Origin of the sequence: Escherichia sp. KTE159, assembly GCF_000408805.1 — a bacterium.
GTDB lineage: Bacteria > Pseudomonadota > Gammaproteobacteria > Enterobacterales > Enterobacteriaceae > Escherichia > Escherichia marmotae.
Genome location: NZ_KE137292.1, coordinates 730,457 through 755,148 on the forward strand (window position 1 = coordinate 730,457; position 24,692 = coordinate 755,148).

Genomic DNA, 24,692 nt, shown 5'->3' on the forward strand with positions numbered 1-24,692 from the left:
TGTTCACTGCCGTACAGGCAGCTTAGAAACACATATCTGATTAAATATCACGACACGGCGAGTTCACTGCCGTACAGGCAGCTTAGAAAACTTCCATGTGGCGGTTTTGCCACATCCATAGTGTTCACTGCCGTACAGGCAGCTTAGAAAATCATAAGCAGGTGTTACGCGTCTCCTACAAAGTTCACTGCCGTACAGGCAGCTTAGAAAAAAAATTACACACGTAAAACTATCGGGAACGCAGTTCACTGCCGTACAGGCAGCTTAGAAACAGCGCAGCACCGGCACAAAAACGCATTGCGCGTTCACTGCCGTACAGGCAGCTTAGAAAACTGCTGGCCCGACTGTAGACGGGCGGGAAATGTTCACTGCCGTACAGGCAGCTTAGAAAATTTCATTGATAAAGGAGTTATAGGCGACTTCGTTCACTGCCGTACAGGCAGCTTAGAAAGAAATGATGAGTCGAGGACGGCGACATCATCAGTTCACTGCCGTACAGGCAGCTTAGAAAACGGGCGCGGCGGCAGAGTGTCCGATTAAATAGTTCACTGCCGTACAGGCAGCTTAGAAAAGTTCTCGACTGATGCAACTCATTGCCCCCTCGTTCACTGCCGTACAGGCAGCTTAGAAAGACAGCAAATCACCGCGTAACCAGATTTGACGAGTTCACTGCCGTACAGGCAGCTTAGAAATGTACCAGCACTTGTCGCAGCGGGTGCTACGGGTTCACTGCCGTACAGGCAGCTTAGAAAGCACTTATGGCGAGTAACAAAGGTTGAAATGTGTTCACTGCCGTACAGGCAGTTTCACAAATACGATGATGGCAGAAATTTAGCTGCGTTATGGCGCTCTCAACTCCGAACCATTAGCTGTGACACACAATAACAATTGTGATAATTGCGACGAGAATCAATTTCTCACACAGAAATCAATGCTGTACTAATCCTAACTCCTTCAAATAAAAATAATCACAGGATGTGTTTATGTCTTCAAATTACCTTACTCCTTCTGATCTCAAAACCATTCTCCACTCCAGGCGTGCCAATATTTATTATCTGGAAAAATGCCGGGTGCAGGTGAATGGTGGGCGAGTGGAGTATGTCACCAGTGAAGGCAAGGGGTCGTATTACTGGAATATCCCCATTGCGAATACCACGGCGTTGATGTTGGGGATGGGAACGTCCGTTACCCAGGCGGCGATGCGTGAATTTGCCCATGTTGGAGTGATGGTGGGTTTTTGTGGTACGGATGGCACGCCGCTGTATTCGGCAAATGAAGTTGATGTTGATGTCTCCTGGCTCAGTCCGCAAAGCGAATATCGTCCTACTGAATATCTTCAGCAGTGGGTTTCTTTTTGGTTTGCTGAAGATAAACGACTTGCCGCCGCGAAACGTTTTCAGCTAATCCGCCTGACACATATCGATAAGCACTGGACCAGCGCGAAAATGCAGCGTGAACACGCCTTTCAGCCTGATGCTAATGCACTGCAGACTCTGCTAAATCGCACTCGTGAAGAAATAGACATGGCAGAAAGCCATACGCAGCTTATGCTCGTAGAGGCGAAATTGACCAAAGCACTCTACAAAATGGTGAGTCAAACCGTGGGCTACGGCGACTTTACTCGTGCAAAACGGGGTGGCGGAGTTGATATGGCCAACCGCTTCCTCGATCAGGGTAATTATCTGGCGTATGGCCTGGCGGCAGTGGCGGCGTGGGTAACCGGGCTCCCACACGGTTTAGCAGTAATGCACGGTAAAACCCGTCGCGGCGGCCTCGTTTTTGACCTTGCCGATCTGATTAAAGATGCCCTTGTTATGCCACAAGCATTTATCGCTGCAATGGCGGGAGAAGATGCTCAGGAGTTTCGTCAACGCTGCATCAATATCTTTCAACAAGCGGATGCGCTGGATGTCATGATCACCTCTCTGCAGGAAACGGCTCAGGCCCTGGCTAAGGCTGACCAATGAACGTCCTGATTATCTCGCGCTGCACAAAAAATGCTCGAGTGGAGAGCTGCCGTATTATTGATCAATTTGCCGAACGCACTGGTGACGCCGCATGGCAAACGGTGATTACTCTGGAAGGGGTTAATACACTTCGCCGTTTACTGCGCAAAACTGCCCGGCGAAATACCGCAGTGGCTTGTCACTGGCTGAAGAAGAATGGGCAAACGGAGTTGATGTGGATTGTCGGCAATATTCGTCGTTTTAATGCTCAGGGACGCGTTCCCACAAATCGAACAACGCAAACCAGCCTGGTGAAAAAAGAAGAAAATCGCTGGCAGTGCGCGGAAAGTATTGCGCTGCTGGCGGCTATCGCTGGGTTATTTCATGATTTTGGTAAAGCAGGACGCAGCTTTCAGCAAAGCCTGACCCAAAAGAATGCCCGCAGTTATCAACCTTATCGGCATGAGTGGATTTCGCTGCGGCTTTTTCAGGCTTTTGTCGGTGAACAGCCAGACGAAGTGTGGCTGGAAAAACTTGGGAAATTAACGGCAGATGATGAAACCGCGATCCTTGAGTGCCTGCAAAAAGACACGCCTCATTTTTCAAATAGTCCATTCAGTTCGCTGCAACCACTCGCCAAAACGGTAGGCTGGTTGATCCTTTCCCATCATCGAATGCCGGAGAATCTTTCGCCACAACCGGAACAATCATGTAAAGGCTGTGATAGTTGGCTGGAGAAACAACTCAATGCTGACTGGAATGCCGTTAACCACCGTAAGAATGACTGGTCACAACAGGATTTCGAGCAAGTCTGGCAATTTCCGTCAGGAACGCCGCTTCAAAGCGCGAGCTGGCGAGAAAAAGCGCGTCAGATTGCCCGTAGGGCGTGTAACGCGATCGGCCTAAAGGAATGGGGGCAGATGGAGCAACTGTTTCCGTTACATATGGCGCGTTTTTGCCTGATGCTTGCCGATCACTACTATTCATCTAATGACGCGCAGCAAAAATGGCAGGACCCGGAATATATCGTCTGGGCAAATAGCGATCGCCAAAGCGGCACGCTTAAACAACGGGTAGACGAACATCTTGTGGGCGTCGCGCATCATGCGTATCTGCTTGGGCGGCAACTGATGCACACACGGGCATCGCTTCCGGCAATTGCCCGACATAAAGGTTTTAGCCAGCGGGCCACAGATGTGAAATATCGCTGGCAAGATAAAGCCTGGGATGTGGCGCGAGCGTTACGTGAACGAAGTCGTGAAGAGGGATTTTTCGGCGTCAATATGGCCTCGACGGGGTGTGGTAAAACTTTTGCGAACGCCCGCATTATGTATGCACTTGCCGACGAGCGAGAAGGGTGCCGCTTTACCGTTGCGCTGGGATTGCGCACGCTGACTTTGCAAACCGGCGATGCTCTGCGCAGTCGGCTTGGACTGGGTGAGGATGAGCTGGCGGTACTGATTGGTTCGGCGGCAGTTAAGCAACTGTGGCTGCAGGAAAAAACAGACAATGATTGCGGAAGTGCTTCGCAAGAATCGCTGGCAGAGGAGCAACAGTTTGTTAAATATGAAGGTAGTCTGCATACCGGGGCGCTGGAAAAATGGTTGAAGGATGACAGCAAACTTAAGGCGTTAGTAAGCGCACCGATTCTGGTAGCAACCATTGATCATCTTATTTCTGCGACCGAAGGTGTGCGAGGCGGAAAACAGCTTCCTTCGATGTTGCGTTTGTTAACCAGCGATTTAGTGCTCGATGAACCTGACGACTTTGATATTGCCGATCTTCATGCGGTATGTCGTTTGATGAACTGGGCCGGGATGCTGGGAACGCGGGTATTACTTTCCTCGGCGACGCTACCGCCAGGGCTGATTCAGGCGCTGTTCGCGGCTTATCTCGCCGGGCGTAAAATGTGGCAGACGTCTTGTGGTACCCACGGCAGGCCCGTCAATATCTGCTGTGCCTGGTTTGATGAAAAAGATGCTGATGCAACGCAAATTTGCGACGGGCCTGGGTTTCGTGATGCACATGCAAAATTTGTTGCACGGCGAGCGGTGATGCTGGCTGAAAAAGAGCGACTGCATTTCGGGCGTGTTGCTTCAATTTCATCTGCATCAAGCGCGATACAAGACGTTACCGAAAGTGTGGCCCAGACGGTGCATACGCAAATGCTGAAGTTGCATCAGGCGCATCGCCAGCTACACGAAAGCGGTAAAACCGTTTCGCTGGGCCTTGTGCGCTTCGCGAATATCAATCCACTGGTTGCGGTGACCAAAGCCCTGATTGCCATTCCTTCACCAGAAGATGTCTGCATTCATTACTGTGTTTACCACTCCCGACATCCGCTGGCGGTGCGTTCAGATATTGAGAAGCGACTGGATCGCGCTTTTACTCATCATAACGAACTCGATTTCTGGAACAACGAAGATATCGCAGATGCCTTACATAAAAGTCCGGAATCGCACCATCTGTTTGTGGTGTTGGGGACATCGGTTATAGAGGTGGGGCGTGACTGGGATGCGGATTGGGGAATTATCGAACCAGGCTCCATGCGTTCGATAATTCAATTTGCCGGACGTATTCAGCGGCACCGTAGAAATGTGCCGACCAGTGAGAATCTGGTTATTTTGCGTTTTAATATCAAAGCATTGCAGAAAAAAGCCCCCGCATTTTGTAAACCTGGTTTCGAAACAAAAGAACACTTGCTGGATAGCCATGATATTTGCGAACTGATTCCGATCGCGGACTACCGGACGATTAACGCCTTGCCGCGGATTCTGTCTGCCAATAATGACAACAAACTGGCGGAACTTGAGCATAGTCGTTTATCCACTGAATTGATGAGCAGTAAAAGCAAACATGTGGTGGCGGCGCAATGGTGGCGCGCACCGCTAAGCTGGAACGGCTGGATGCAGCGCCAGACGCCATTTCGTTATTCCCCTTTGCCGGAGGCAGTGTTTTTTCTGCATATGGATGATGAAGAAAGCGAAGCGCGTTTCTATTCCCGCACGGGCGACAACGAGCGTAAAGCGCAAGGGAATTTCAGGCGAGAAGAGGTGAGATGCGCCAGCGGAGTCGCTTGCTGGGGCGTGATGGATTACCAACACGTTTTGTTGAATTTAGCTGATAAGCAAAGTTGTGAAATACAGCGTGTTGGAGAAATGTTTGCTGAAGTGAGAGTACCGGCCAGTGAAGAAGATGCGGTCGATGACTGGCGTTATCACCCCTGGTTAGGTGTGTTTCGCAACCTGTGATGGGTTAGCTGCCTGTACGGCAGTTTACAAGTCCGTATCCGGAGATACCTCTATTTCTAAGCTGCCGATGGCAGTGCGTGAATGTTAGTTATTAAACCATTGTGTGGCAAATATTTTATGCATGGTAATATCACCATTGGTTATTGCATGGATTTGGCTAGATTAAAGCGTAGATACCTCTAGGTGAACTATCCATGATTATCACCGCGGGTGTTGTCCCTTTTACTGTATGTGTCGTTGTACTGAAGCCTGGTTGGGCTACGGAGATTTTTCAGTGAAGTCAGGGAGCAACTTCAATTTGATGGATTAACGAAAAGGAGCCGAAATGGAAAAAACGGCGCTAATACAATTTATCACTGACTACATTGCTTCGCGAAGGCAACCCAAAATCGATGCCTTTGAAAAAGAAGCAGCAAAGCGACTGGAGCAGGGCGACGACGCCAGCGTTATCGCTCTGGAGCGACAGGAACTCGAAGCACGCTACCTGCCACGTAATTGGTTAACGGATGCGGCGAAGCGTGTTCGTTCTATAAGGATAATCTCCCACGGGGCAAAATATAGTAATGGTGACTCCAAAGCATATGGGCGTTATTTGGAGAAATTCGTCAGCGAGGGATATTTAAATACAGCATCACTGGCAATTATTAAAGAGGATGCTGAAGGCAATGCAGCCGTTTTTGATGTTGCAAAACTACTGCTAACGGAAGTCAACGGTGATTCATTACTCGCCAGCTTAAAACGTGGTGATTATCAATCATTAAATGCCTTTGCGTTGGATGATGAACAATTAAAACAATGGGTTGAATGCTTTAGTGAAGCATATGCTTCGGAGTGGATAAAAGCACATAAACTTTCGAAGCAAATCTATTTCCCTGTCGATGATGGCTATCATCTGCTCTGCCCGCTGTTTTCCAGTTCGCTGGCACAGGTGATGTATGAAAAGCTAACTGCCGTGCGCTTTAGCGAGGAATCAAAAGCTATTCGCGATGCGCACAAAGCAGGTAAATGGCACTCACAGCCAGATATTCGTTTCCCGAATCTTGCAGAGATGCATTATGGAGGTGGAAATCAACAGAATATCTCCCTGCTAAACAGTGCCAGAGTTGGCCGTGTCTGGCTGTTGCCATCAATGCCGCCCACCTGGGCGACGCTGGATCGCGCGCCACAAAACATGCGCAGTATTTTTTCCCTACGCGGCGATTTCAATCGGGCGGCTTCAGGCATCATAGCCCGGATGACTTACCTGCTGAAGGTTGACATAAATAATGTTCATATTCGTACTGCGCGCGCGAAATATATTGATGAGTTGATAGATTTGCTGTTCATGCAGGCATCCTCTTTTCAGCAAGAAAAATGGCAGGGATGGTCAGTACAATCACCAGACTTACCTCGCCACCAACAACTTTGGCTGGACCCGTGGCGAAGCCTCTCAGATGAGGCTTTCAAACAGGAGCGTGAGAAAAACGACTGGCAAGAGACGATAGCCGATGATTTCGCACGCTGGCTGAACTATCGCCTGAAAAAAGCCCGTTTCGATGTCGGTGCTGTCGAGCAAAGGGAGTGGTGCAGTCAGTCCCTGTTTACTCAACGGATGCGTGAAATGGAAGCTGTTCTGCAGGAGGCGCTGAAATGAGTTATCTGCTCTTGTTACCCCATGTACGCATCGAAAACGCTAACGCCGTCTCCGGGTTGACCTGGGGATTCCCGTCGATGACCCATTTTCTCGGTTATGTTCATGCGCTTTCTCGCAAAGTCGTGGATGAATTTGGCGTAAGTTTTGACGGTTGTGCGGTAGTAAGCCATGAACAGCATATTCAGGCGTACAGCTCCGGGCGCGATTTTCAATTCGCTCTCACCCGTAACCCATTAACCAGAGAAGGTAAAACCGCGTCGTTCAATGAAGAGGGCCGTATGCACCTGACGGTTTCTCTGCTGATTGAATGTAATGGCGAAATTACCAATGGTGAATATGGCAGAAAAGCCCTTTGCGACTATCTGAAAATGCTCTGCCAGAGCCACAAACTGGCGGGCGGAAGCATTGTTGACATGCGCGAACCGCAGCTTTTTCATGCCCCTGAAGATGAAAAGCAACTGCGTAAAATCATCTGGCGTTTAATGCCTGGCTATGCACTTTACGATCGCAGTGAATGGCTGGCTGAACATCACCAACAACATCCCGATATATCGTTGCTTGATGCCTGGCTTGATTTTGCTGCCGTTAAATATCAGGCCGAATCTCCGGCAGAAGACAACAGCGCACAATGGGTATACCAGCCGAAGCCAATGCCTGGTTTCCTGGTACCGTTAATGTGCGGTTACCAACGCATATCTCCTGTTTACGCTCCCGGTGAAGTGGAAAATGCACGCGATACCGTGATGCCATTTGCCTTTGCCGAAGCGGTTTATGGCATTGGCGAATGGCGCGGATTACATCGTATTACTGGCTTGCAACCGCTGATGTGGCGTTACCGTACAACGGACACTGGCTACTATTGCTCGGCAATACCAGTCGTTGACGACCCTACTACTAATGAAGATGACGATACAGAATAAGGACATAATTATGGCAAAGGCCCCTGTAGCAGTAAAAACGGCGTCAGTACTGGCATTTGAGCGCAAACTGGCAACCTCTGACGCGGTGATGTACGCAGGTAACTGGCAAGGAAATGAATGGCAACCTATTGAGATTCAGGAGAAAGCCGTTCGCGGAACCATCTCCAATCGCCTGAAAGATGCAATTTCCAGTAATGAGTTAAAGTTGAATGCAGAAATCCAAAAAGCCAACTTGCAGCGGGTAGATGTGGCAGCACTTCCGGTTGATGCGGATACACTAAAAGTGATGTTTACGCTGCGCGTGCTGGGTAATTTATCCTCACCTTCAGTATGTAATGATATGGCCTATCAGGAGGCGCTTTCCGACGTTATTGAAGGTTATATCAGCGAACATGGCTTTAAAGAGCTGGCGCTTCGCTATGCCCTGAATCTGGCAAATGGTCGTTTTCTGTGGCGTAACCGTATCGGTGCCGAGCAAATTCAGGTGAAAGTCACCGCTAACGACAAATCATGGACTTTTAACAGCCATGACTTCTCTTTACGTCAATTTGATCAGGGCCAGAGTAGCGTCACAAAACTGGCGTCAACGATTGAACAAGGATTGAGCGGAAAAGAGTGGGTAATGCTTACCGTTGAAGCGCAGGTTCGCCTCGGTGCTGGGCAAGAAGTTTTCCCGTCGCAGGAGCTGGTACTCGACAGCAACAGTAGCAAAAGTCGCGTGTTATACCAGGTGGCTGGTATTGCCGGTATTCACTCTCAGAAGATTGGCAATGCTTTACGTACCATCGATACCTGGCATCCAAAAGTTGATGAATTGGGGGCTATCGCCGTGGAACCTTATGGTTCTGTAACCAGTCGCGGTGTGGCCTGCCGTCAACCGAAAGAAAAACTCGACTTTTATACCTTGCTGGACAATTGGGTGACCAAAGGGATGAAACCAGACGTTGAGCAGCAGCATTACGTGATGGCTGTGCTGATCCGCGGCGGTGTCTTTGGTGAGAAAGCGGAATAAGGAGCTGCCAATGGATCACTACCTTGAGATCCGCGTTCTGCCAGATCCTGAATTTTCGAGCGAAATGTTGATGGCGGCGTTAATTGCCAAACTGCATCGGGCATTAGGTGCAAGAGGGCAAGGCGATATCGGCGTGAGCTTCCCGGACGTAAATGTTATGCCTGGAGCGCGTTTACGCTTGCATGGTAGCGCCCAGGCATTGCAGGCGCTTGAAGCCTCATCGTGGCGTAAAGGACTAACGGACTATTGCCAATGTTCACCTGTCACTCCCGTTCCAGAAATAAAGGGCTGGCGAGTAGTAAGCCGTGTGCAGGTTAAAAGTAACCCGCAGCGTCTGTTAAGGCGTTCAGTGAAAAAAGGCTGGCTTACTGAAGAACAGGCCATTGAGCGACTGGCGACGCAAGCTGAACAGCGGACCGACTTACCTTTTCTTAATATGAAGAGTTTGTCGAGTCAGCAACAGTTCAAGTTGTTTATCCGACACGGGGATTTGCGTACAGAACTGGTTAAGGGGAGATTCAGTAGTTATGGATTAAGCGCAACCGCTACTATTCCCTGGTTTTGATTGGTTAGTTGTAATGTAATGTATAAAAGACCTGGCCTTACCGTCAGGTCTTTTTGTCTATTGAAAAGCCTCCTTCTGGCTGGAAATAGCATAAAGAATTCAATACCCAACACTGTCATCAGTTTACGGATATTTATTTAAAATAAACAACCCGCAATTAATTATACGTATTAATCTACCTTGTAATGACATCAAATAATGCCGAATAGTAAACAAGGTAAATGTTTCCATGGGTATTTTTTATTTGTTGCGTATTTTTGACAGTTTGATTTAAATCACAAAAACAACTTGTTTACATTGCGATAAAAAATGTAATTTGCGAAATTCATTTCCGAGAGGACAAAGACTCTTAATCACCTGGAATAAATTAGTTAAGGAATAGACTATGAAACGTTCAATTATTGCAGTTGCAGTATTATCTTCTCTTTTTATGAGCGCCGGGGCTTTTGCAGAGGAGGGGAGTGAACAGGGTGAGTTAGTTATTACCGGTAATGTGGTTGGAACTACTTGTCAATTTATCGGAAATAGCCAGGCTACTATTGCTATGAACGATATTGGTGCTGATCAATTTGATGGTAAGAGCGCTGGTTATATTTATGATGGTTATTCAAATAAAACAACTGTACCGCTGACGGTCAAATGTATAGGAGATGAGACTCCCAGAATTACATTTTCCAGAAGTCAGTTTGATGCAAATCGTAGCGATATCACCATTAATACTGTGCCAAACCCAAATGGTGCTGGTTTTGCTGTCTACTATGAGAGTGCAGATGGGCAATCTCAAAAGATTGAAGGTGATAAAAGTATTGAGTTAGAAAAAAATAGCTCTGATGAATATACATTAAATTTCAGTGCGAAATACGCGCAATCAGGTAATGCGGTGACTGCTGGCCCGGTTAACTCTGCTCTGACAATGACTGTCGTGACAGATTAATACCGTGTATATCGGCGGCTTCGGTCGCCGATTTCTCAAACAAGGAATGTTTAATGAAAAAATTAATAGCCTTCTTGCTGGCCGGCATGGTCACGCCTGCGTGGGGGGGTGTCTATATCTACGGCACTCGTGTTATTTATCCAGAACAGAAAAAAGAGATTACCGTTCAGTTAATGAATGAAGGTAATCGTAGCGCCCTGGTTCAGTCATGGATTGATGATGGCGATACCAGCCAGCCTCCAGAAAAAATTCACGTCCCGTTCGTGTTAACGCCACCGGTCGCTCATGTAAAAGGGGGGGAAGGGCAACAACTCAAAATCAAAAAATTGGCGAATACACTACCTAAAGATCGCGAAAGCCTGTTCTTTCTTAATGTGCTAGACATCCCACCTAATCGCCCCGAATTAGAAGGTAAAAATGGCATCAAATTCGCCATGCAAAACCGCATTAAATTTATCTACCGCCCAGAGGGACTTACTGGCGTAGATAAAGAAAGTTTTCGGCGTCTGAGCATTAAACATGCCAATGGCGGTATTAATATCAAAAACAACTCCGCAAACTGGATAACTATTCCTGAGTTGACCGGGAATGCAAAGATAAATAAGGAAACGTTGTTATTAGCCCCCTGGTCAGATAAGACTATCACTACAGCCTCAGCCATCCATCAATATACAATTACGCTGATTGATGATCATGGAAACTATTTGAGTGAAAAAGTAAAAACCGTCAAATAGATCAGGGATTGATTATGTCTAAACTTAATTCTATTACACTGGCTATTCTGTCGGTGTTGGCAGCTTCGCCTGCATGGGCGGAAGATGAAACATTTGACACCCATTTTATGATTGGCGGATTAAATGGGGAAAAAATTTCTGACTATCATATTGATAGTGATAAGCCGATGCCAGGTATCTATGATATGGATGTTTACCTGAATAATCAGTGGCGCGGACATTATAATGTCGATATTAAAGACGATCCGGATGCAACATGTTTATTCTGGGAGCAGTTAAAGCAAATAGGTATCCTCACTGAAGGAATTAATATCGATAAAAGCGTAGAATGCGTACCACTTCGGGATGCAGTACAGGGCGGCAGCGTTGACTATGATATTGGGCACTTTAACCTGAAGTTAAGTGTACCCCAGGCCTATGTCGTTGAGTATGAACGCGGATATGTCCCGCCTGAGGCATGGGATCGCGGGATTAACGCATTATATACGTCTTATTATGCCAGTCAGTATTACAGTAATTATAAGCACGGAGGAGATAATAAAAGTAGCTATTTAAATCTGAATAGTGGTTTGAATCTTCTTGGCTGGCAGTTGCATTCAAATGCCAATTATACGAAAAGTGACGAGAGCAGCGGTAAATGGAAGAGTAACACGTTATATCTGGAGCGCGGAATTCCACAGATTCTTGGCACATTGCGTGCTGGTGAAATGTATACCGGTTCTGATGTTTTTGACTCCGTGCGTTTTCGCGGGGTACGCCTTTGGCGTGATATGCAGATGTTGCCGAACTCTAAACAGAATTTTACTCCTGTGGTGCGCGGTGTTGCCCAAAGTAACGCACTTGTCACTATCGAACAAAATGGCTTTGTGGTTTACCAGAAAGAGGTTCCGCCAGGTCCATTCGCCATTGATGATTTGCAACTTGCTGGTGGTGGTGCAGATCTGGAAGTAACAGTTAAAGAAGCTGACGGTTCGGTATCGCGTTATCGTGTACCTTATTCATCTGTACCAAATATGTTGCAACCGGGCGTTTCGAAATATGAATTTGCTGCCGGACGTAGTCGTATTGAGGGAGCCAGCGATCAGTCTGATTTTATTCAGGGAAGCTATCAGTATGGCCTTAATAATTTGCTGACTCTCTATGCTGGCACGCAGTTGTCGGATAATTACTCATCGTTTGTTCTCGGCACGGGATGGAATACACCGATTGGTGCTGTATCGGTTGATTTTACCCATTCCCACAGTGAACAAGATAACGGTGATGTGTTTAATGGTCAAAGTTATCAGATTGCCTGGAACAAATATCTCTCTCAAAGTGGAACGCAATTTTCTCTGGCGGCCTGGCGTTATTCTTCTCGAGATTATCGTACTTTTAACGATCACGTGTGGGCTAATAACAGGAAAAGCTATAATCGAGAAGATGACTCAGTTTATGATATCGCCGACTATTATCAGTACGATTTTGGTCGTAAGAACAGCTTTTCTGTAAATATAAACCAGTCATTACCGGAAAATTGGGGATATCTGTCGGTCAGTGGTCAATGGCGGGATTATTGGGAACGCAGCGGGACAGGGAAAGATTATCAACTCAGCTATTCGAACTCCTGGGAACGCCTTAGTTATACCTTGTCTGTTAGCCAGACCTACGATGAAGATAACCGCGAAGATAGACGCATTAACTTATATTTCTCAATTCCCTTCTCGTGGGGCGATGGAATCACTGAAAAACGACGAGATTTATTTGTTTCTAACTCGACCACTTTTGATAAAGACGGCTATCGGTCGAATAATACCAGCCTCAGCGGTGTAGCGGGGAGTCGCGATCAGTTCAGCTACGGGGCTAACTTAAGCCATCAACACCAGGGCAGCGAAACAACCGCAGGTGGAAACCTGACCTGGCGTGCGCCATTGGCGACTATTGGTGGCAGCTATAGCCAGTCGAAAAAATATCAACAGGTTAGCGGTAATATTCAAGGCGGTTTAGTCGCGTGGTCGGATGGGGTGGCACTGGCTCCCAGACTTTCTGATACGTTCGCCATCGTCAAAGCGCCGGGACTGGAGGGAGCAGCGGTGCAGGGATATCGTTACCTGACCACGGATAGCAGAGGCTACGCTATTTATGACAACCTGACGCCGTATCGTGAAAATACGTTGATGTTGGATATTGCCGACAGTAAAAGCGATGTGGCGCTACTGGGTAACCGTAAAAACACCGTTCCTTATCGTGGTGCGGTAGTGATGACGCAGTTTGAGACTGATAAACGCAAGCCCTGGTATTTCATCTCCCAACGCCCTGATGGCTCTCCGTTGCCGTTTGGTTATGAGGTTGAAGATGAAAGCGGCAACAATGTGGGCTTAGTAGGACAGGGAAGCCGTATATTTATTCGCACCAATGATGTTCCCGCGTCGATTCGCGTCTCGGTTAATAAACAGCAGGAACAATTCTGCACTATTACCTTTGATAACGTTATTGATGAGAATAAAGTTTATATTTGTCGTTAAAGGATTTGTTTATGAAGAAATATTGTTTTTTGTTTTTACTGGCTTTGCCTTTTTTGGGACAGGCTAAATGTACCTTGGGGCCTAATACAACAGCAAGCCAAACGATAGAACTAGATATGGCACAAGATACGGTAACGGCTGTGATTAATACAAACTTAGTTGATACGTTCACATGTAATGCAACAAGCGATAAAATGTATTATGCAACACCGTTAAAAGATTATATCGTTGAACTTAGAGAGTCGGATTCGGGGAAATCAATTTTTATGAAATTTAACCTTGAGAGTAGTGGCTTTCCTGTTTCTACTGGAACTGATTCCGTGGGTGCTTCTCCAAAAGAATATAACACTCAGGATGTTATAAATACCAAGCCGTTCACTCTTAAGGCAGATTATGTTGGACCAACGAGTAAAGTAGACCATACAATAACCACCAATATCGACAAGATAACCATCCCGCGCCCCGCTATTAGCATACTAACAGATAACTCTTGCAATAATAATATCATATCATGGCTTTATTGTTGGGTTACTGGGCGACTAAATAGTGATGTTTCTTATACTCAGAATATAGAATTTAGCATCAAACACAAACCCACAACCTGTAGTTTCTCGCAACCGACTTACGAAATAAGAATGCCAGAAACAACGATAAGTGAGATGCAATCTGCCAATAACACAAAATCAGGTTATATAGATCTGGTTTTAAATTGTGACAGTGTTTATAACGTCACGACTAATCCAGTGACTTTTAAAGTTGCGCGCGGTGAATGGGATGATAGTGGAACCATTCTGAAAAACACATCGCTTAATGGTGCTAAGGGGGTTGGGTTCCAGATTTATAATGGTAACGCAACGACACCGCTAAAGCTGGGTGATACTCTGATGAACAAACTAACTAAAATGGCGGCCATTGAGAATCAGTACACCTTCCCGATTACCGCGAAATATGTCCGCGTGAATGAGGAAGCACTACAGCCAGGAGAAGTCCAAAGCAAAGCCATATTTGCCGTATCCTACGACTAGTGGGTATAGTAATCAGCCACTGATTTTCACGTACTTTCGAAGAGGAAGTACGTGTTTTTTATTTAAGGCGCATTAATGCGAAAAAAAAGCCCGTACTTTCGTACGAGCTCTTCTTTAAAGATGGCGGTGAGGGGGGGATTCGAACCCCCGATACGTTGCCGTATACACACTTTCCAGGCGTGCTCCTTCAGCCACTCGGACACCTCACCAAATTTTTGCTGCCTTACTACATGGGGGCAACGGGGCGCTACTATAGGGAGTTGGAGCAAAACGGTCAAGAAGAATTTATTTAGATTGATTTGTTTGGTTACGCAATGAACACACGATTCATTCGCCCGAGATTATGGTCGTATGCGTTCTGATCAATTGTTTATCAAAAGCTACGAGGGAAATATGAGAGTGAAGAAATACCAATCGACCCATTTTTTTAGAGTGACATGTAACTCATTGATTTTGTTTATTACTATTTTGACGTCTCGAAAAAGGGTATGAACCTATGATTTTGTGATTTTTAACAGTAAATCAATCGGATAGTCTGCTATTATTTCAGTTCACTGCCGTACAGGCAGCTTAGAAAAGATCCAGATTTTTATCACGCGATTTCAGAGAGTTCACTGCCGTACAGGCAGCTTAGAAACAGCGCTGGCGGTGGATGATGCGGGGTAAGTTGTTCACTGCCGTACAGGCAGCTTAGAAATGAACGGCACATTTTTGCGCCTCTGGTAGAACGTTCACTGCCGTACAGGCAGCTTAGAAATAAACAGCAACTACTTTAAGATTGAAATATTACGTTCACTGCCGTACAGGCAGTTTTTAAAATCCACACCCCAATATTTATTTTCTTCCTTAATCCCGGGCGCAAAAAAGGCCGGTTAAACCGACCTTTTACTCGTTCTTTCTCTTCGCCCGTCAGGCGGCAAAACAATCAGCGACTACGGAAGACAATGCGGCCTTTGCTCAGGTCGTACGGGGTCAGTTCAACAGTCACTTTGTCGCCCGTCAGGATGCGGATGTAGTTTTTGCGCATTTTACCGGAGATGTGTGCAGTAACCACGTGACCGTTTTCTAACTCTACGCGGAACATGGTGTTAGGTAACGTTTCAAGAACAGTACCTTGCATTTCAATATTGTCTTCTTTGGCCATCTAATCCTCTGGGGTATCACTACCGTAATTTGAACCGGCAAGATAATGCCGAAGTTCTGTAAATAAGTAAAGATTTGCGCGCTAAATCGCAACAAACAGGTTTGGCACATAACTCCGAAAACACACGGCTAAGCCGCACCAAAAGCGCAACGTATAAGGGAACGGTGAGATAAACGATGGGCGTTACCTGACGCGAAAAATTCCTTATCGGCAGCGGAGTAATGAGCGTAACCAACTCTGCGAGCGCAATTATAACACTCTGGAGAGAAATGTGCCGAAAACATTCATTTCTGTGGCGAAAACAATTGCCGCGGCACCCAGAAATTATTCGGTAATCGTTCCGGGCGCATTTGATTGAGGTAATTGAGGTAATCCCGCCGGGGAATTTCGCAGGCTCCAAGCGAAGCCGTGTGATCATTAAGCACCTGGCAGTCGATCATTTTGCCGCCATGACGGATAAATTCTTCGCAGAAGATCATGAGCGCCGTTTTGGACGCATTTTCCATCCGGCTGAACATCGATTCGCCACAAAATAGCGTTCCCTGCGCTACGCCATATATGCCGCCGACAAGCTCGTCTTCATGCCAGACTTCAATGGAGTGGGCATGACCCAGCTCGTGTAAGCGGTGGTAGGCTTCAATCACATCGCGCGTAATCCAGGTTCCTTCTTCGCGATCGCTGGCACAGCCTTCAATGACCTGACCAAAGGCATGATTCATCGTGACACGGTAAGGCGAGCGTTTATGAAATCGTTTCATACTGCGACTGATGTGCAGTGATTCCGGCCATAATACTGCGCGTGGATCCGGCGACCACCAGAGAATGGGGTCGCCAGGAGAAAACCATGGGAAAATACCACGCTGATAAGCCATTAACAGGCGCGCGGGGCTAAGATCGCCCCCCAGCGCCAGCAGGCCGTTAGGCTCACGTAATGCGCCTTCCGGAGAAGGGAAGGCTATTGAATGGCGAGAAAGCTGAACCAGGCGCATGACCGCAAAACTCCACTACGCAAGTCGGATCGTTCAATAATAGCTTACAAACCCTGCTTAAACTGGTAATAACGCCCCTGTCTGGCAAGCAGTTCTGCGTGAGTACCTTGCTCAATAATTTGCCCGTTGTCCATCACTATTATTTGCTGGAAATGAGAGAGTCCGCGAAGTCGGTGAGTGACCATTAACACCGTTTTCTCACGCATCATTTCTGCAAGTAATTCAAGGATCTGACTTTCTGTTGTGGCATCTAAACCTTCGGTAGGTTCGTCCAGCAATACCAGCGGCGCATTGTGCAATAGTGCGCGGGCGATAGCCAGACGGCGCAGTTCACCACCAGAGAGTTGACGTCCGCCTTCACCTAACCAACTGTTGAGTCCTGCATCTTCGAGCAATTTCTCCAGACCGACGCGGCGCAAGATCTCCGCCAGAGCCTCATCACTACTGCCAGGCGAAGCGAGTAATAGATTATCTCGCAGCGTGGCGCTAAACAGATGCACACGCTGCGGCACAACGCTGATGGTCTGGCGCAGAGTCGCTTCGTTCAGGCTGGCAATGGGGCTACCGTTAAGCAGAATCTCGCCTTGTTGTGGATCCCATGCGCGAGTCAGCAGTTGTAACAGAGTTGATTTGCCGCATCCGGTTCGCCCGAGAATCGCAATATGTTCTCCGGCGTTTGCCTGAAGGGAAATCCCTTTAAGCGCTTGTTGTGATTGTTCCGGATAAGTGAACTGAACATCACGTAATGTCAGGGATACCTGATCGGCAACACTGGATTGGGTATCAGGAAAGGTAACTTCCGGCTTTTGGTCCGTTAAGTCAGTGATTCGCACGGCAGAGGCAATCACTTGCCCCAGATGCTGAAATGCGCCAGTCACCGGAGTCAGCGCTTCAAATGCAGCTAACGCGCAGAAGACAAACAGCGCAATTAACGCGCCAGGCTGATTATTACTACCAACGCCACCGGAGGCCATCCATAGCATCAGGATCACCGCCAGCGCGCCAATCAGCAGCATAATCGCTTGTGATAACGCGGTCAGTTCGGACTGGCGGCGTTGCGCTTCCAGCCACTGAATTTCGGTATTCTCTAACTGCGTGCGATAACGATCGCTGGCGCCAAAAATGGTCAGCTCGGCTTGCCCTTGCAGCCATGCGGTTAATTGTTGGCGATACTGACCGCGAAGGTGAGTCAGATTTTGCCCAGTGCTCTTTCCGGCGCGATAAAACAGCGGAGGCATCAGGAACAACGTCAGCAACATAATGCCGCCCAGCGTAAAGGCGAGGGTGAAATCAAGGAAGCTTAACCCGACGGTCACCACCATAATCACCACAAAAGCGCCTACCAGCGGCGAAATAACGCGCAGATAAAGATGGTCGAGCGTATCAACATCCGCCACGACACGGTTGAGTAATTCACCTTGGCGATAGCGGGCCAGCCCGGCAGGGGAGAGTGGCAATAGTTTGCTGAAGGTGTAAATGCGCAGATGCTGCAATACGCGGAAAGTCGCGTCATGACTCACCAGTCGTTCAAAATAGCGACCGGCGGTACGGGTGATTGCCGCGCCACGCACACCTGCGGCGGGCAGCATATAGTTAAAACTATACAGGCCTGCGACACCGGCTACAGCCGATGCGGAGAGGAACCAGCCGGAAAGTGTTAACAGACCGATACTGGCGAGCAGAGTAATAATCGCCAGCACAATACCGAGGCTTAACATCCACTTATGGCGTTTATACAGTGCCAGATAGGGTAGCAAAGCGCGCATTTAAATCTCCTCCTGACGATGGGCCAGTAATGTGGCGAAAGGACCGTTAGCCACGCTTAACTCCGCGTAACGTCCTTGCTCGACAATCTGACCATCCTGCATTACCCAAATGGCATCCCAGTCAGCAAGATCTTCTAACTGGTGGGTGACCATTAACGTAGTCTGGCGCAGTGAGGCGGCATTCAGTGCTTCCATCACGCGCTGCTCGCTGTGAGCATCGAGGCTGGCAGCGGGTTCATCCAACAGTAATAGCGAGCAGGGATTTAGTAACGCACGAGCCACCGCCACGCGTTGCGCCTGACCCACGGAAAGGCGGGCTGCCTGGTCTCCAACAGGCGTATCAACACCTTGTGGCAGGAGCGGTAGAAACTCACTGACCCACGCGTTATCCAGTGCTGTTTGTAACTCTTGTTCGCTGGCATCAGGTCGCGCTAGCAGTACGTTATCCCGTAGTGTTGCCGCCGGTAATTGCGGATTCTGCCCAACCCAGGAGAGATGTTTGCGCCACGATTCCGGTGATAAATCGCTCAATTCTATGCCGTTGACTCGTAGCGATCCCTGATAGGAAAGAAAACCGGAAAGCGCATTCAATAGTGAGCTTTTACCTGAACCGCTACGACCAACTAACACCGCACGTTGGCCTGCTGGCAGAGTAAAATTCAGCGGGCCGACCAGCGTTTTACCTTCTGGTGAAGTGATAAACAGATCCTCGGCTTCAATGGTCACCGGATCGTTAGACGCTAACTCCGCCTCACCGCGTTGTGGATGAGCGAGTGGGGTTTCCATAAACGTTTTCAGGCTGTCGGCTGCGCCAACCGCCTGGGCTTTAGCATGATAAAACGTACCGAGATCGCGTAATGGCTGGAAAAACTCTGGCGCAAGGATGAGTGCGAGAAAACCCGCAGCCAGCGTCACCCCAGTATCGTAGTGACCAAAATCCAGCTCACCGAGGTAGGAGAAACCAAAGTAGACCGCCACCAGAGCAATTGACAGCGAGGTGAAGAATTCCAGAATGCCGGAGGATAAAAATGCCAGTCGCAGCACCTCCATCGTCCGTTGACGGAAATCTTCCGAAGCAGAACGAATGCTTTCAATTTCGGCTTCACCACGACCAAAAATACGCAGTGTTTCCATGCCGCGCAGGCGATCGAGGAAATGTCCACTTAGGCGAGCAAGCGCGAGAAAGTTACGTCGGTTCGCATCGGCTGCGCCCATCCCAACCAAAGCCATAAATAACGGGATTAATGGAGCGGTGCCCAGCAGAATGAGCGCCGCAGCCCAGTTAGAAGGGAAGATCGCGACCACAATCAGTAGCGGCACTGATACCGCCAGCGCCATTTGCGGCAGGTAGCGAGCATAGTAATCATGCATATCGTCAATTTGTTCAAGTACCAGCGTCGCCCAACTCCCGGCTGGCTTGCCCTGAATCCATGCAGGCCCTGCTTGTTGCAGGCGGTCGAGAACCTGGCGGCGAATGGCAAAACGGATATGCTGCCCGGCGTGATAACCCACCCGTTCGCGTAACCAGACCACCCATGCGCGCAGCACAAAGGTCAGTACCAGTAAAGTAAAGGGAAGCAGCAGGGCTTCGCGGGGAATATTCTCCATAATCACATGTTGCAGAATACGCGCCATGAACCAGGCCTGGGCAATTATTAATATGCCGCTCACAAAGCCCAGCAGACGAGAAATATTCAGCCAACGTTGGGAGATGACGCTTTGCTGTTTTAACCAGCGGGTTAACTCTTTTTGACGGGATTTATTCATTGCACGCTTAGCAGGTGAGTTATCAGAATTTTTTGCAGGGCAATGTTACAACGGGGAAATAATAAAGGCGACCCATAGTCGCATGGAGTCGCCTTTTTTACTTTTGTTACTGATATGTAAAATTATTTTTCGCCGTATAAACCGTCGAGGTAGCGTTCAGCATCAAGTGCCGCCATGCAACCTGTACCAGCAGAAGTAATGGCCTGGCGATAAATGTGATCCATTACATCACCTGCGGCAAACACGCCCGGGATACTGGTCTGGGTGGCATTGCCATGAATACCCGACTGTACTTTGATGTAGCCGTTTTCCAGTTCCAGTTGCCCTTCAAAAATGGCGGTGTTCGGACTGTGGCCGATAGCAACAAACAGGCCAGCAACGTCGAGTGATTCGATGTTATCGCTGTTTTGCGTATCGCGCAGACGAACGCCTGTGACGCCCATCTGATCGCCAGTCACTTCTTCCAGCGTGCGGTTGGTGTGCAGGATGATGTTGCCGTTCTCCACTTTATCCATCAGACGCTTAATGAGGATTTTTTCTGCGCGGAAACTATCGCGGCGGTGGATCAAATGTACTTCGGAAGCGATGTTAGACAGATACAGCGCCTCTTCAACCGCAGTATTGCCGCCGCCGATAACCGCTACTTTTTGGTTACGATAGAAGAATCCATCGCAAGTCGCACAGGCAGAGACACCACGACCTTTAAAAGCCTCTTCAGAGGGCAGGCCGAGATAGCGTGCAGAAGCCCCGGTGGCAATAATCAGCGCATCGCAAGTGTATTCGCCGCTGTCGCCAGTCAGGCGAAACGGACGATTCTGCAAATCCACTTTGTTGATGTGATCAAAGATGATTTCAGTTTCAAATTTGGTGGCATGTTCATGCATGCGCTCCATTAACAACGGTCCGGTCAGATCGTTTGCATCGCCTGGCCAGTTTTCCACTTCCGTGGTGGTGGTCAGTTGGCCGCCTTTTTCCATGCCGGTGATCAGCACCGGTTGCAGGTTGGCGCGTGCCGCGTAGACAGCAGCGGTATAGCCCGCCGGGCCTGAACCCAGGATAAGCAGTTTACTGTGTTTGGTCGTGCCCATGAGATCCCCATAGTTGTTGGCAGACAATAGGCAGGATTGTAGGGAATTTACAGGCGTAAAAAAAGAGTATGACGATTTTGTTAACGATTTGTGCAATCGTCAAAAGCGATAAGCGTGTCAAATTCTTCTGTCATTATCACCTCTGCTACTTAATTTTTCCGGTTTATAAGCCGATTAAATGATGATTAAACGCGACTGTTAATGAATATCTGGCATGTTGTACTAAAAAACGATGTTTTGCTTTGACAATCACCTGGCGTTTTGCGAAAACATTCGAGGAAGAAAAAAACAGTATTCTTATATGCGCATAATCATGCATGTAAATACCATGTTTACCGTGCTAGTGAAATCTACGCATGGCGTGGACAGACGCCATTCGTGATGTCGATAGCTGCCACAAGGCAACGGTCTTCTCACCGTAGACCCAGGCATTGCGCGCCGTGAATCTTAATGATTTCGGTCTATCGTGACGGGTAGCGACTCTGGACAGTGATGTTTTCAGGGTCAGACAGGAGTAGGGAAGGAATACAGAGAGACAATAATAATGGTAGATAGCAAGAAGCGCCCTGGCAAAGATCTCGACCGTATCGATCGTAACATTCTTAATGAGTTGCAAAAGGATGGGCGTATTTCTAACGTCGAGCTTTCTAAACGTGTGGGACTTTCCCCAACGCCGTGCCTTGAGCGTGTGCGTCGGCTGGAAAGACAAGGGTTTATTCAGGGCTATACGGCGCTGTTGAACCCGCATTATCTGGATGCATCACTTCTGGTATTCGTTGAGATTACTCTGAATCGTGGCGCTCCGGATGTGTTTGAACAATTCAATACCGCTGTACAAAAACTTGAAGAAATTCAGGAGTGTCATTTAGTATCTGGTGATTTCGACTACCTGTTGAAAACACGCGTGCCGGATATGTCAGCTTATCGTAAGCTGTTGGGGGAAACTCTGCTGCGTCTGCCTGGCGTCAATGACACACGGACATACGTTGTTATGGAAGAAGTCAAGCAGAGTAATCGTCTGGTTATTAAGACGCGCTAACACGGAACAGGTGCAAAATCGGCGTATTTTGATTACACTCCTGTTAATCCATACAGCAACAGTACTGGGGTAACCTGGTACTGTTGTCCGTTTTAGCATCGGGCAGGAAAAGCCTGTAACCTGGAGAGCCTTTCTTGAGCCAGGAATACACTGAAGACAAAGAAGTCACATTGACAAAGTTAAGCAGCGGGCGCCGACTTCTGGAGGCGTTGCTGATTCTTATTGTTCTGTTTGCCGTCTGGTTGATGGCAGCTTTATTAAGCTTTAATCCTTCGGATCCCAGTTGGTCACAAACGGCCTGGCATGAGCCTATCCATAATTTAGGTGGGGCACCTGGCGCATGGCTGGCCGATACCCTGTTCTTCATTTTCGGCGTCATGGCTTACACCATCCCCGTCATTATCATCGGTGGCTGTTGGTTTGCCTGGCGTCAGCAGGCCAGCGACGAATACATTGATTATTTTGCCGTCTCGCTGCGAATTATTGGTGTGCTGGCGATCATTCTTACTTCCTGTGGTCTGGCGGCGATCAATGCTGACGATATCTGGTATTTTGCCTCCGGTGGCGTAATCGGGAGTTTATTAAGCACTACGCTGCAGCCACTGTTACACAGTAGTGGGGGAACGATTGCGCTGCTTTGCGTCTGGGCGGCAGGCCTGACGCTGTTTACCGGTTGGTCCTGGGTGACTATTGCCGAAAAACTGGGCGGCTGGATTTTAAACATTCTCACATTTGCCAGTAACCGTACTCGTCGCGACGATACCTGGGTTGATGAAGATGAGTATGAAGACGACGAAGAGTATGAAGATGAGAGTCACGGCAAACAACATGAGTCGCGCCGTGCCCGGATCCTTCGTGGCGCATTAGCGCGTCGTAAACGTCTGGCCGAAAAATTCATTAATCCGATGGGGCGGAAAACTGACGCTGCGTTGTTCTCCGGCAAGCGGATGGATGATGAAGAAGAAATTACCTACACGGCGCGCGGTGTCGCCGCCGATCCTGATGACGTCCTCTTTTCGGGCAATCGTGCAACGCAGCCAGAATATGACGAATACGATCCGTTATTAAATGGTGCGCCGATTACCGAACCTGTAGCTGCTGCAGCGGCTGCGACCACTGTGACACAAAGCTGGGTTGCGCCGGTTGAACCGGTAACCCAGACACCACCATCTGCACCTGTTGATATTTCACCAACACAGCCCACAGTGGCCTGGCAACCTGTTCCTGGACCGCAAGCGGGTGAACCGATAATTGCACCTGTATCCGAAGGTTACCCGCAGCAACCGCAATATGTGCAGCCTGCGGTGCAATATAACGAATCGCTGCAACAACCGGCGCAGCCTCAGCAGCCATATTATGCGCCTGCGCCGGAACAACCGGTGGTTGGTAACACCTGGCAAGCTGAAGAATCGCAATCCACTTTTGCTCCACAACCTACTTACCAGCCGGAGCAAACTTATCAGCAGCCGACCGTTCAAGAGCCGTTGTATCAACAGCCACAACCTGTTGAACAGCAGCCTGTCGTTGAACCGGAACCTGTTGTTGAAGAGACAAAGCCTGCACGTCCGCCACTTTACTATTTTGAAGAAGTGGAAGAGAAGCGTGCGCGTGAACGTGAGCAACTTGCGGCCTGGTATCAACCGATTCCTGAACCGGTTAAAGAACCAGAACCGGTCAAGCCTGTTTTGGCACGACCAGGTGTTGCAGCAGTGCCGCCGGTAGAATCCGCAGCCGCAGTCTCACCGCTGGCATCTGGCGTGAAGAAAGCGACCCTGGCAACGGGAGCCGCAGCGACGGTGGCTGCACCTGTCTTCAGCCTGTCAAATAGCGGTGGACCGCGCCCGCAAGTGAAAGAGGGTATTGGCCCTCAGTTGCCAAGGCCGAAGCGTATTCGTGTTCCGACGCGTCGTGAACTGGCGTCATACGGTATTAAGCTGCCCTCACAGCGTGCAGCGGAAGAGAAGGCACGTGAAGCGCAGCGCAACCAGTACGATTCTGCCGGGCAGTATAACGATGATGAAATAGATGCAATGCAGCAGGATGAACTGGCTCGTCAGTTCGCCCAGACGCAGCAGCAACGCTATGGTGAACAGTATCAGCATGATGTGCCAGTTAACCCGGAAGATGAAATAGATGCCGCTGCAGAGGCAGAACTGGCTCGTCAGTTCGTCCAGACACAGCAGCAACGTTATTCCGGTGAACAACCTGCGGGGGCGAATCCGTTCTCGCTGGATGATTTTGAATTTTCACCGATGAAAGCATTAGTGGATGATGGTCCACACGAGCCGCTGTTTACGCCAATTGTTGAACCTGTTCAGCAGCCGCAACAACCGGTCGCGCCGCAGCCGCAATATCAGCAGCCGCAACAACCGGTCGCG

17 protein-coding genes, 1 tRNA gene, 2 pseudogenes and 1 CRISPR repeat array are annotated in these 24,692 nt (G+C 48.6%); of the genes and pseudogenes, 12 read left to right on the forward strand and 8 right to left on the reverse strand.

The genetic code is table 11. The annotated features are described in order from the left end of the window. Nucleotide 1 precedes the first annotated feature (1 nt). Nucleotides 2-812: a CRISPR direct-repeat array (repeat unit 28 nt; unit sequence GTTCACTGCCGTACAGGCAGCTTAGAAA). A gap of 171 nt (nt 813-983) precedes the next feature. From cas1f to A31E_RS17905, 10 genes are all read left to right on the forward strand, one after another. Further along, complete coding sequence (gene cas1f / locus A31E_RS17950) at nt 984-1,967, forward strand: type I-F CRISPR-associated endonuclease Cas1f (protein ID WP_016248532.1); 984 nt, start codon at nt 984-986, stop codon at nt 1,965-1,967. Next, the gene (cas3f, locus tag A31E_RS17945) at nt 1,964-5,197 is read left to right on the forward strand and encodes a type I-F CRISPR-associated helicase Cas3f (RefSeq protein ID WP_016248533.1); all 3,234 of its coding nucleotides are present in this window, start codon (nt 1,964-1,966) and stop codon (nt 5,195-5,197) included. Before cas1f ends, cas3f begins: the two co-directional genes overlap by 4 nt. Before the next feature lie 325 nt (nt 5,198-5,522). Beyond that, a complete protein-coding gene (csy1, locus tag A31E_RS17940; protein WP_016248534.1) occupies nt 5,523-6,830 on the forward strand; it encodes a type I-F CRISPR-associated protein Csy1 in 1,308 nt (435 codons plus the stop codon). Then, complete coding sequence (csy2, locus tag A31E_RS17935) at nt 6,827-7,750, forward strand: type I-F CRISPR-associated protein Csy2 (protein ID WP_016248535.1); 924 nt, start codon at nt 6,827-6,829, stop codon at nt 7,748-7,750. The genes csy1 and csy2 overlap by 4 nt, the downstream gene beginning before the upstream one ends. Before the next feature lie 10 nt (nt 7,751-7,760). Continuing rightward, entirely contained in the window at nt 7,761-8,762 is a 1,002-nt protein-coding gene (csy3, locus tag A31E_RS17930; RefSeq protein WP_016248536.1) for a type I-F CRISPR-associated protein Csy3, read from the forward strand. Nucleotides 8,763-8,772: 10 nt separating this feature from the next. After that, nucleotides 8,773-9,327, forward strand: coding sequence for a type I-F CRISPR-associated endoribonuclease Cas6/Csy4 (cas6f, locus tag A31E_RS17925; RefSeq protein ID WP_016248537.1), 555 nt, complete (start codon nt 8,773-8,775; stop codon nt 9,325-9,327). Between the two features lie 385 nt (nt 9,328-9,712). Next, entirely contained in the window at nt 9,713-10,261 is a 549-nt protein-coding gene (gene yehD / locus A31E_RS17920; protein WP_016248538.1) for a fimbrial protein YehD, read from the forward strand. 53 nt (nt 10,262-10,314) lie between these two features. Further along, the gene (locus A31E_RS17915; RefSeq protein WP_016248539.1) at nt 10,315-10,995 is read left to right on the forward strand and encodes a fimbrial assembly chaperone; all 681 of its coding nucleotides are present in this window, start codon (nt 10,315-10,317) and stop codon (nt 10,993-10,995) included. 14 nt (nt 10,996-11,009) lie between these two features. Beyond that, complete coding sequence (locus tag A31E_RS17910; protein ID WP_016248540.1) at nt 11,010-13,496, forward strand: fimbrial biogenesis outer membrane usher protein; 2,487 nt, start codon at nt 11,010-11,012, stop codon at nt 13,494-13,496. An 11-nt stretch (nt 13,497-13,507) separates the two neighbouring features. Next, nucleotides 13,508-14,521 (forward strand): fimbrial protein, encoded by a 1,014-nt coding sequence (locus tag A31E_RS17905; protein WP_016248541.1) that lies wholly within the window; start codon nt 13,508-13,510, stop codon nt 14,519-14,521. A 121-nt stretch (nt 14,522-14,642) separates the two neighbouring features. Here the strand turns inward: A31E_RS17905 and A31E_RS17900 are convergent. From A31E_RS17900 to trxB, 8 genes and pseudogenes are all read right to left on the reverse strand, one after another. Next, nucleotides 14,643-14,730: transfer RNA gene (locus tag A31E_RS17900), tRNA-Ser, on the reverse strand. 716 nt (nt 14,731-15,446) lie between these two features. After that, the gene (infA, locus tag A31E_RS17895) at nt 15,447-15,665 is read right to left on the reverse strand and encodes a translation initiation factor IF-1 (RefSeq protein ID WP_001040187.1); all 219 of its coding nucleotides are present in this window, start codon (nt 15,663-15,665) and stop codon (nt 15,447-15,449) included. Continuing rightward, nucleotides 15,593-15,765, reverse strand: a pseudogene (locus A31E_RS26720) (hypothetical protein); the annotation flags it as partial. The pseudogene A31E_RS26720 and the gene infA, both read right to left, overlap by 73 nt. Nucleotides 15,766-15,807: 42 nt before the next feature. Further along, nucleotides 15,808-15,949: pseudogene (locus tag A31E_RS26725) on the reverse strand (hypothetical protein); the annotation flags it as partial. Continuing rightward, a complete protein-coding gene (gene aat, locus A31E_RS17890; RefSeq protein WP_001241663.1) occupies nt 15,950-16,654 on the reverse strand; it encodes a leucyl/phenylalanyl-tRNA--protein transferase in 705 nt (234 codons plus the stop codon). Between the two features lie 44 nt (nt 16,655-16,698). Beyond that, on the reverse strand, nt 16,699-18,420 hold the full coding sequence (gene cydC / locus A31E_RS17885) for a heme ABC transporter ATP-binding protein/permease CydC (RefSeq protein WP_001202150.1): 1,722 nt from the start codon (nt 18,418-18,420) through the stop codon (nt 16,699-16,701). Next, complete coding sequence (gene cydD, locus A31E_RS17880; protein WP_001043634.1) at nt 18,421-20,187, reverse strand: heme ABC transporter permease/ATP-binding protein CydD; 1,767 nt, start codon at nt 20,185-20,187, stop codon at nt 18,421-18,423. Between the two features lie 122 nt (nt 20,188-20,309). Next, entirely contained in the window at nt 20,310-21,275 is a 966-nt protein-coding gene (gene trxB / locus A31E_RS17875) for a thioredoxin-disulfide reductase (protein ID WP_000537399.1), read from the reverse strand. Between the two features lie 544 nt (nt 21,276-21,819). Here trxB and lrp point away from each other — a divergent pair. Both lrp and A31E_RS17865 read left to right on the forward strand, forming a co-directional pair. After that, the gene (gene lrp, locus A31E_RS17870) at nt 21,820-22,314 is read left to right on the forward strand and encodes a leucine-responsive transcriptional regulator Lrp (RefSeq protein ID WP_000228473.1); all 495 of its coding nucleotides are present in this window, start codon (nt 21,820-21,822) and stop codon (nt 22,312-22,314) included. Between the two features lie 134 nt (nt 22,315-22,448). Beyond that, a partial coding sequence (locus tag A31E_RS17865; protein WP_016248543.1) for a DNA translocase FtsK 4TM domain-containing protein occupies nt 22,449-24,692 on the forward strand: 2,244 nt, incomplete at its 3' end.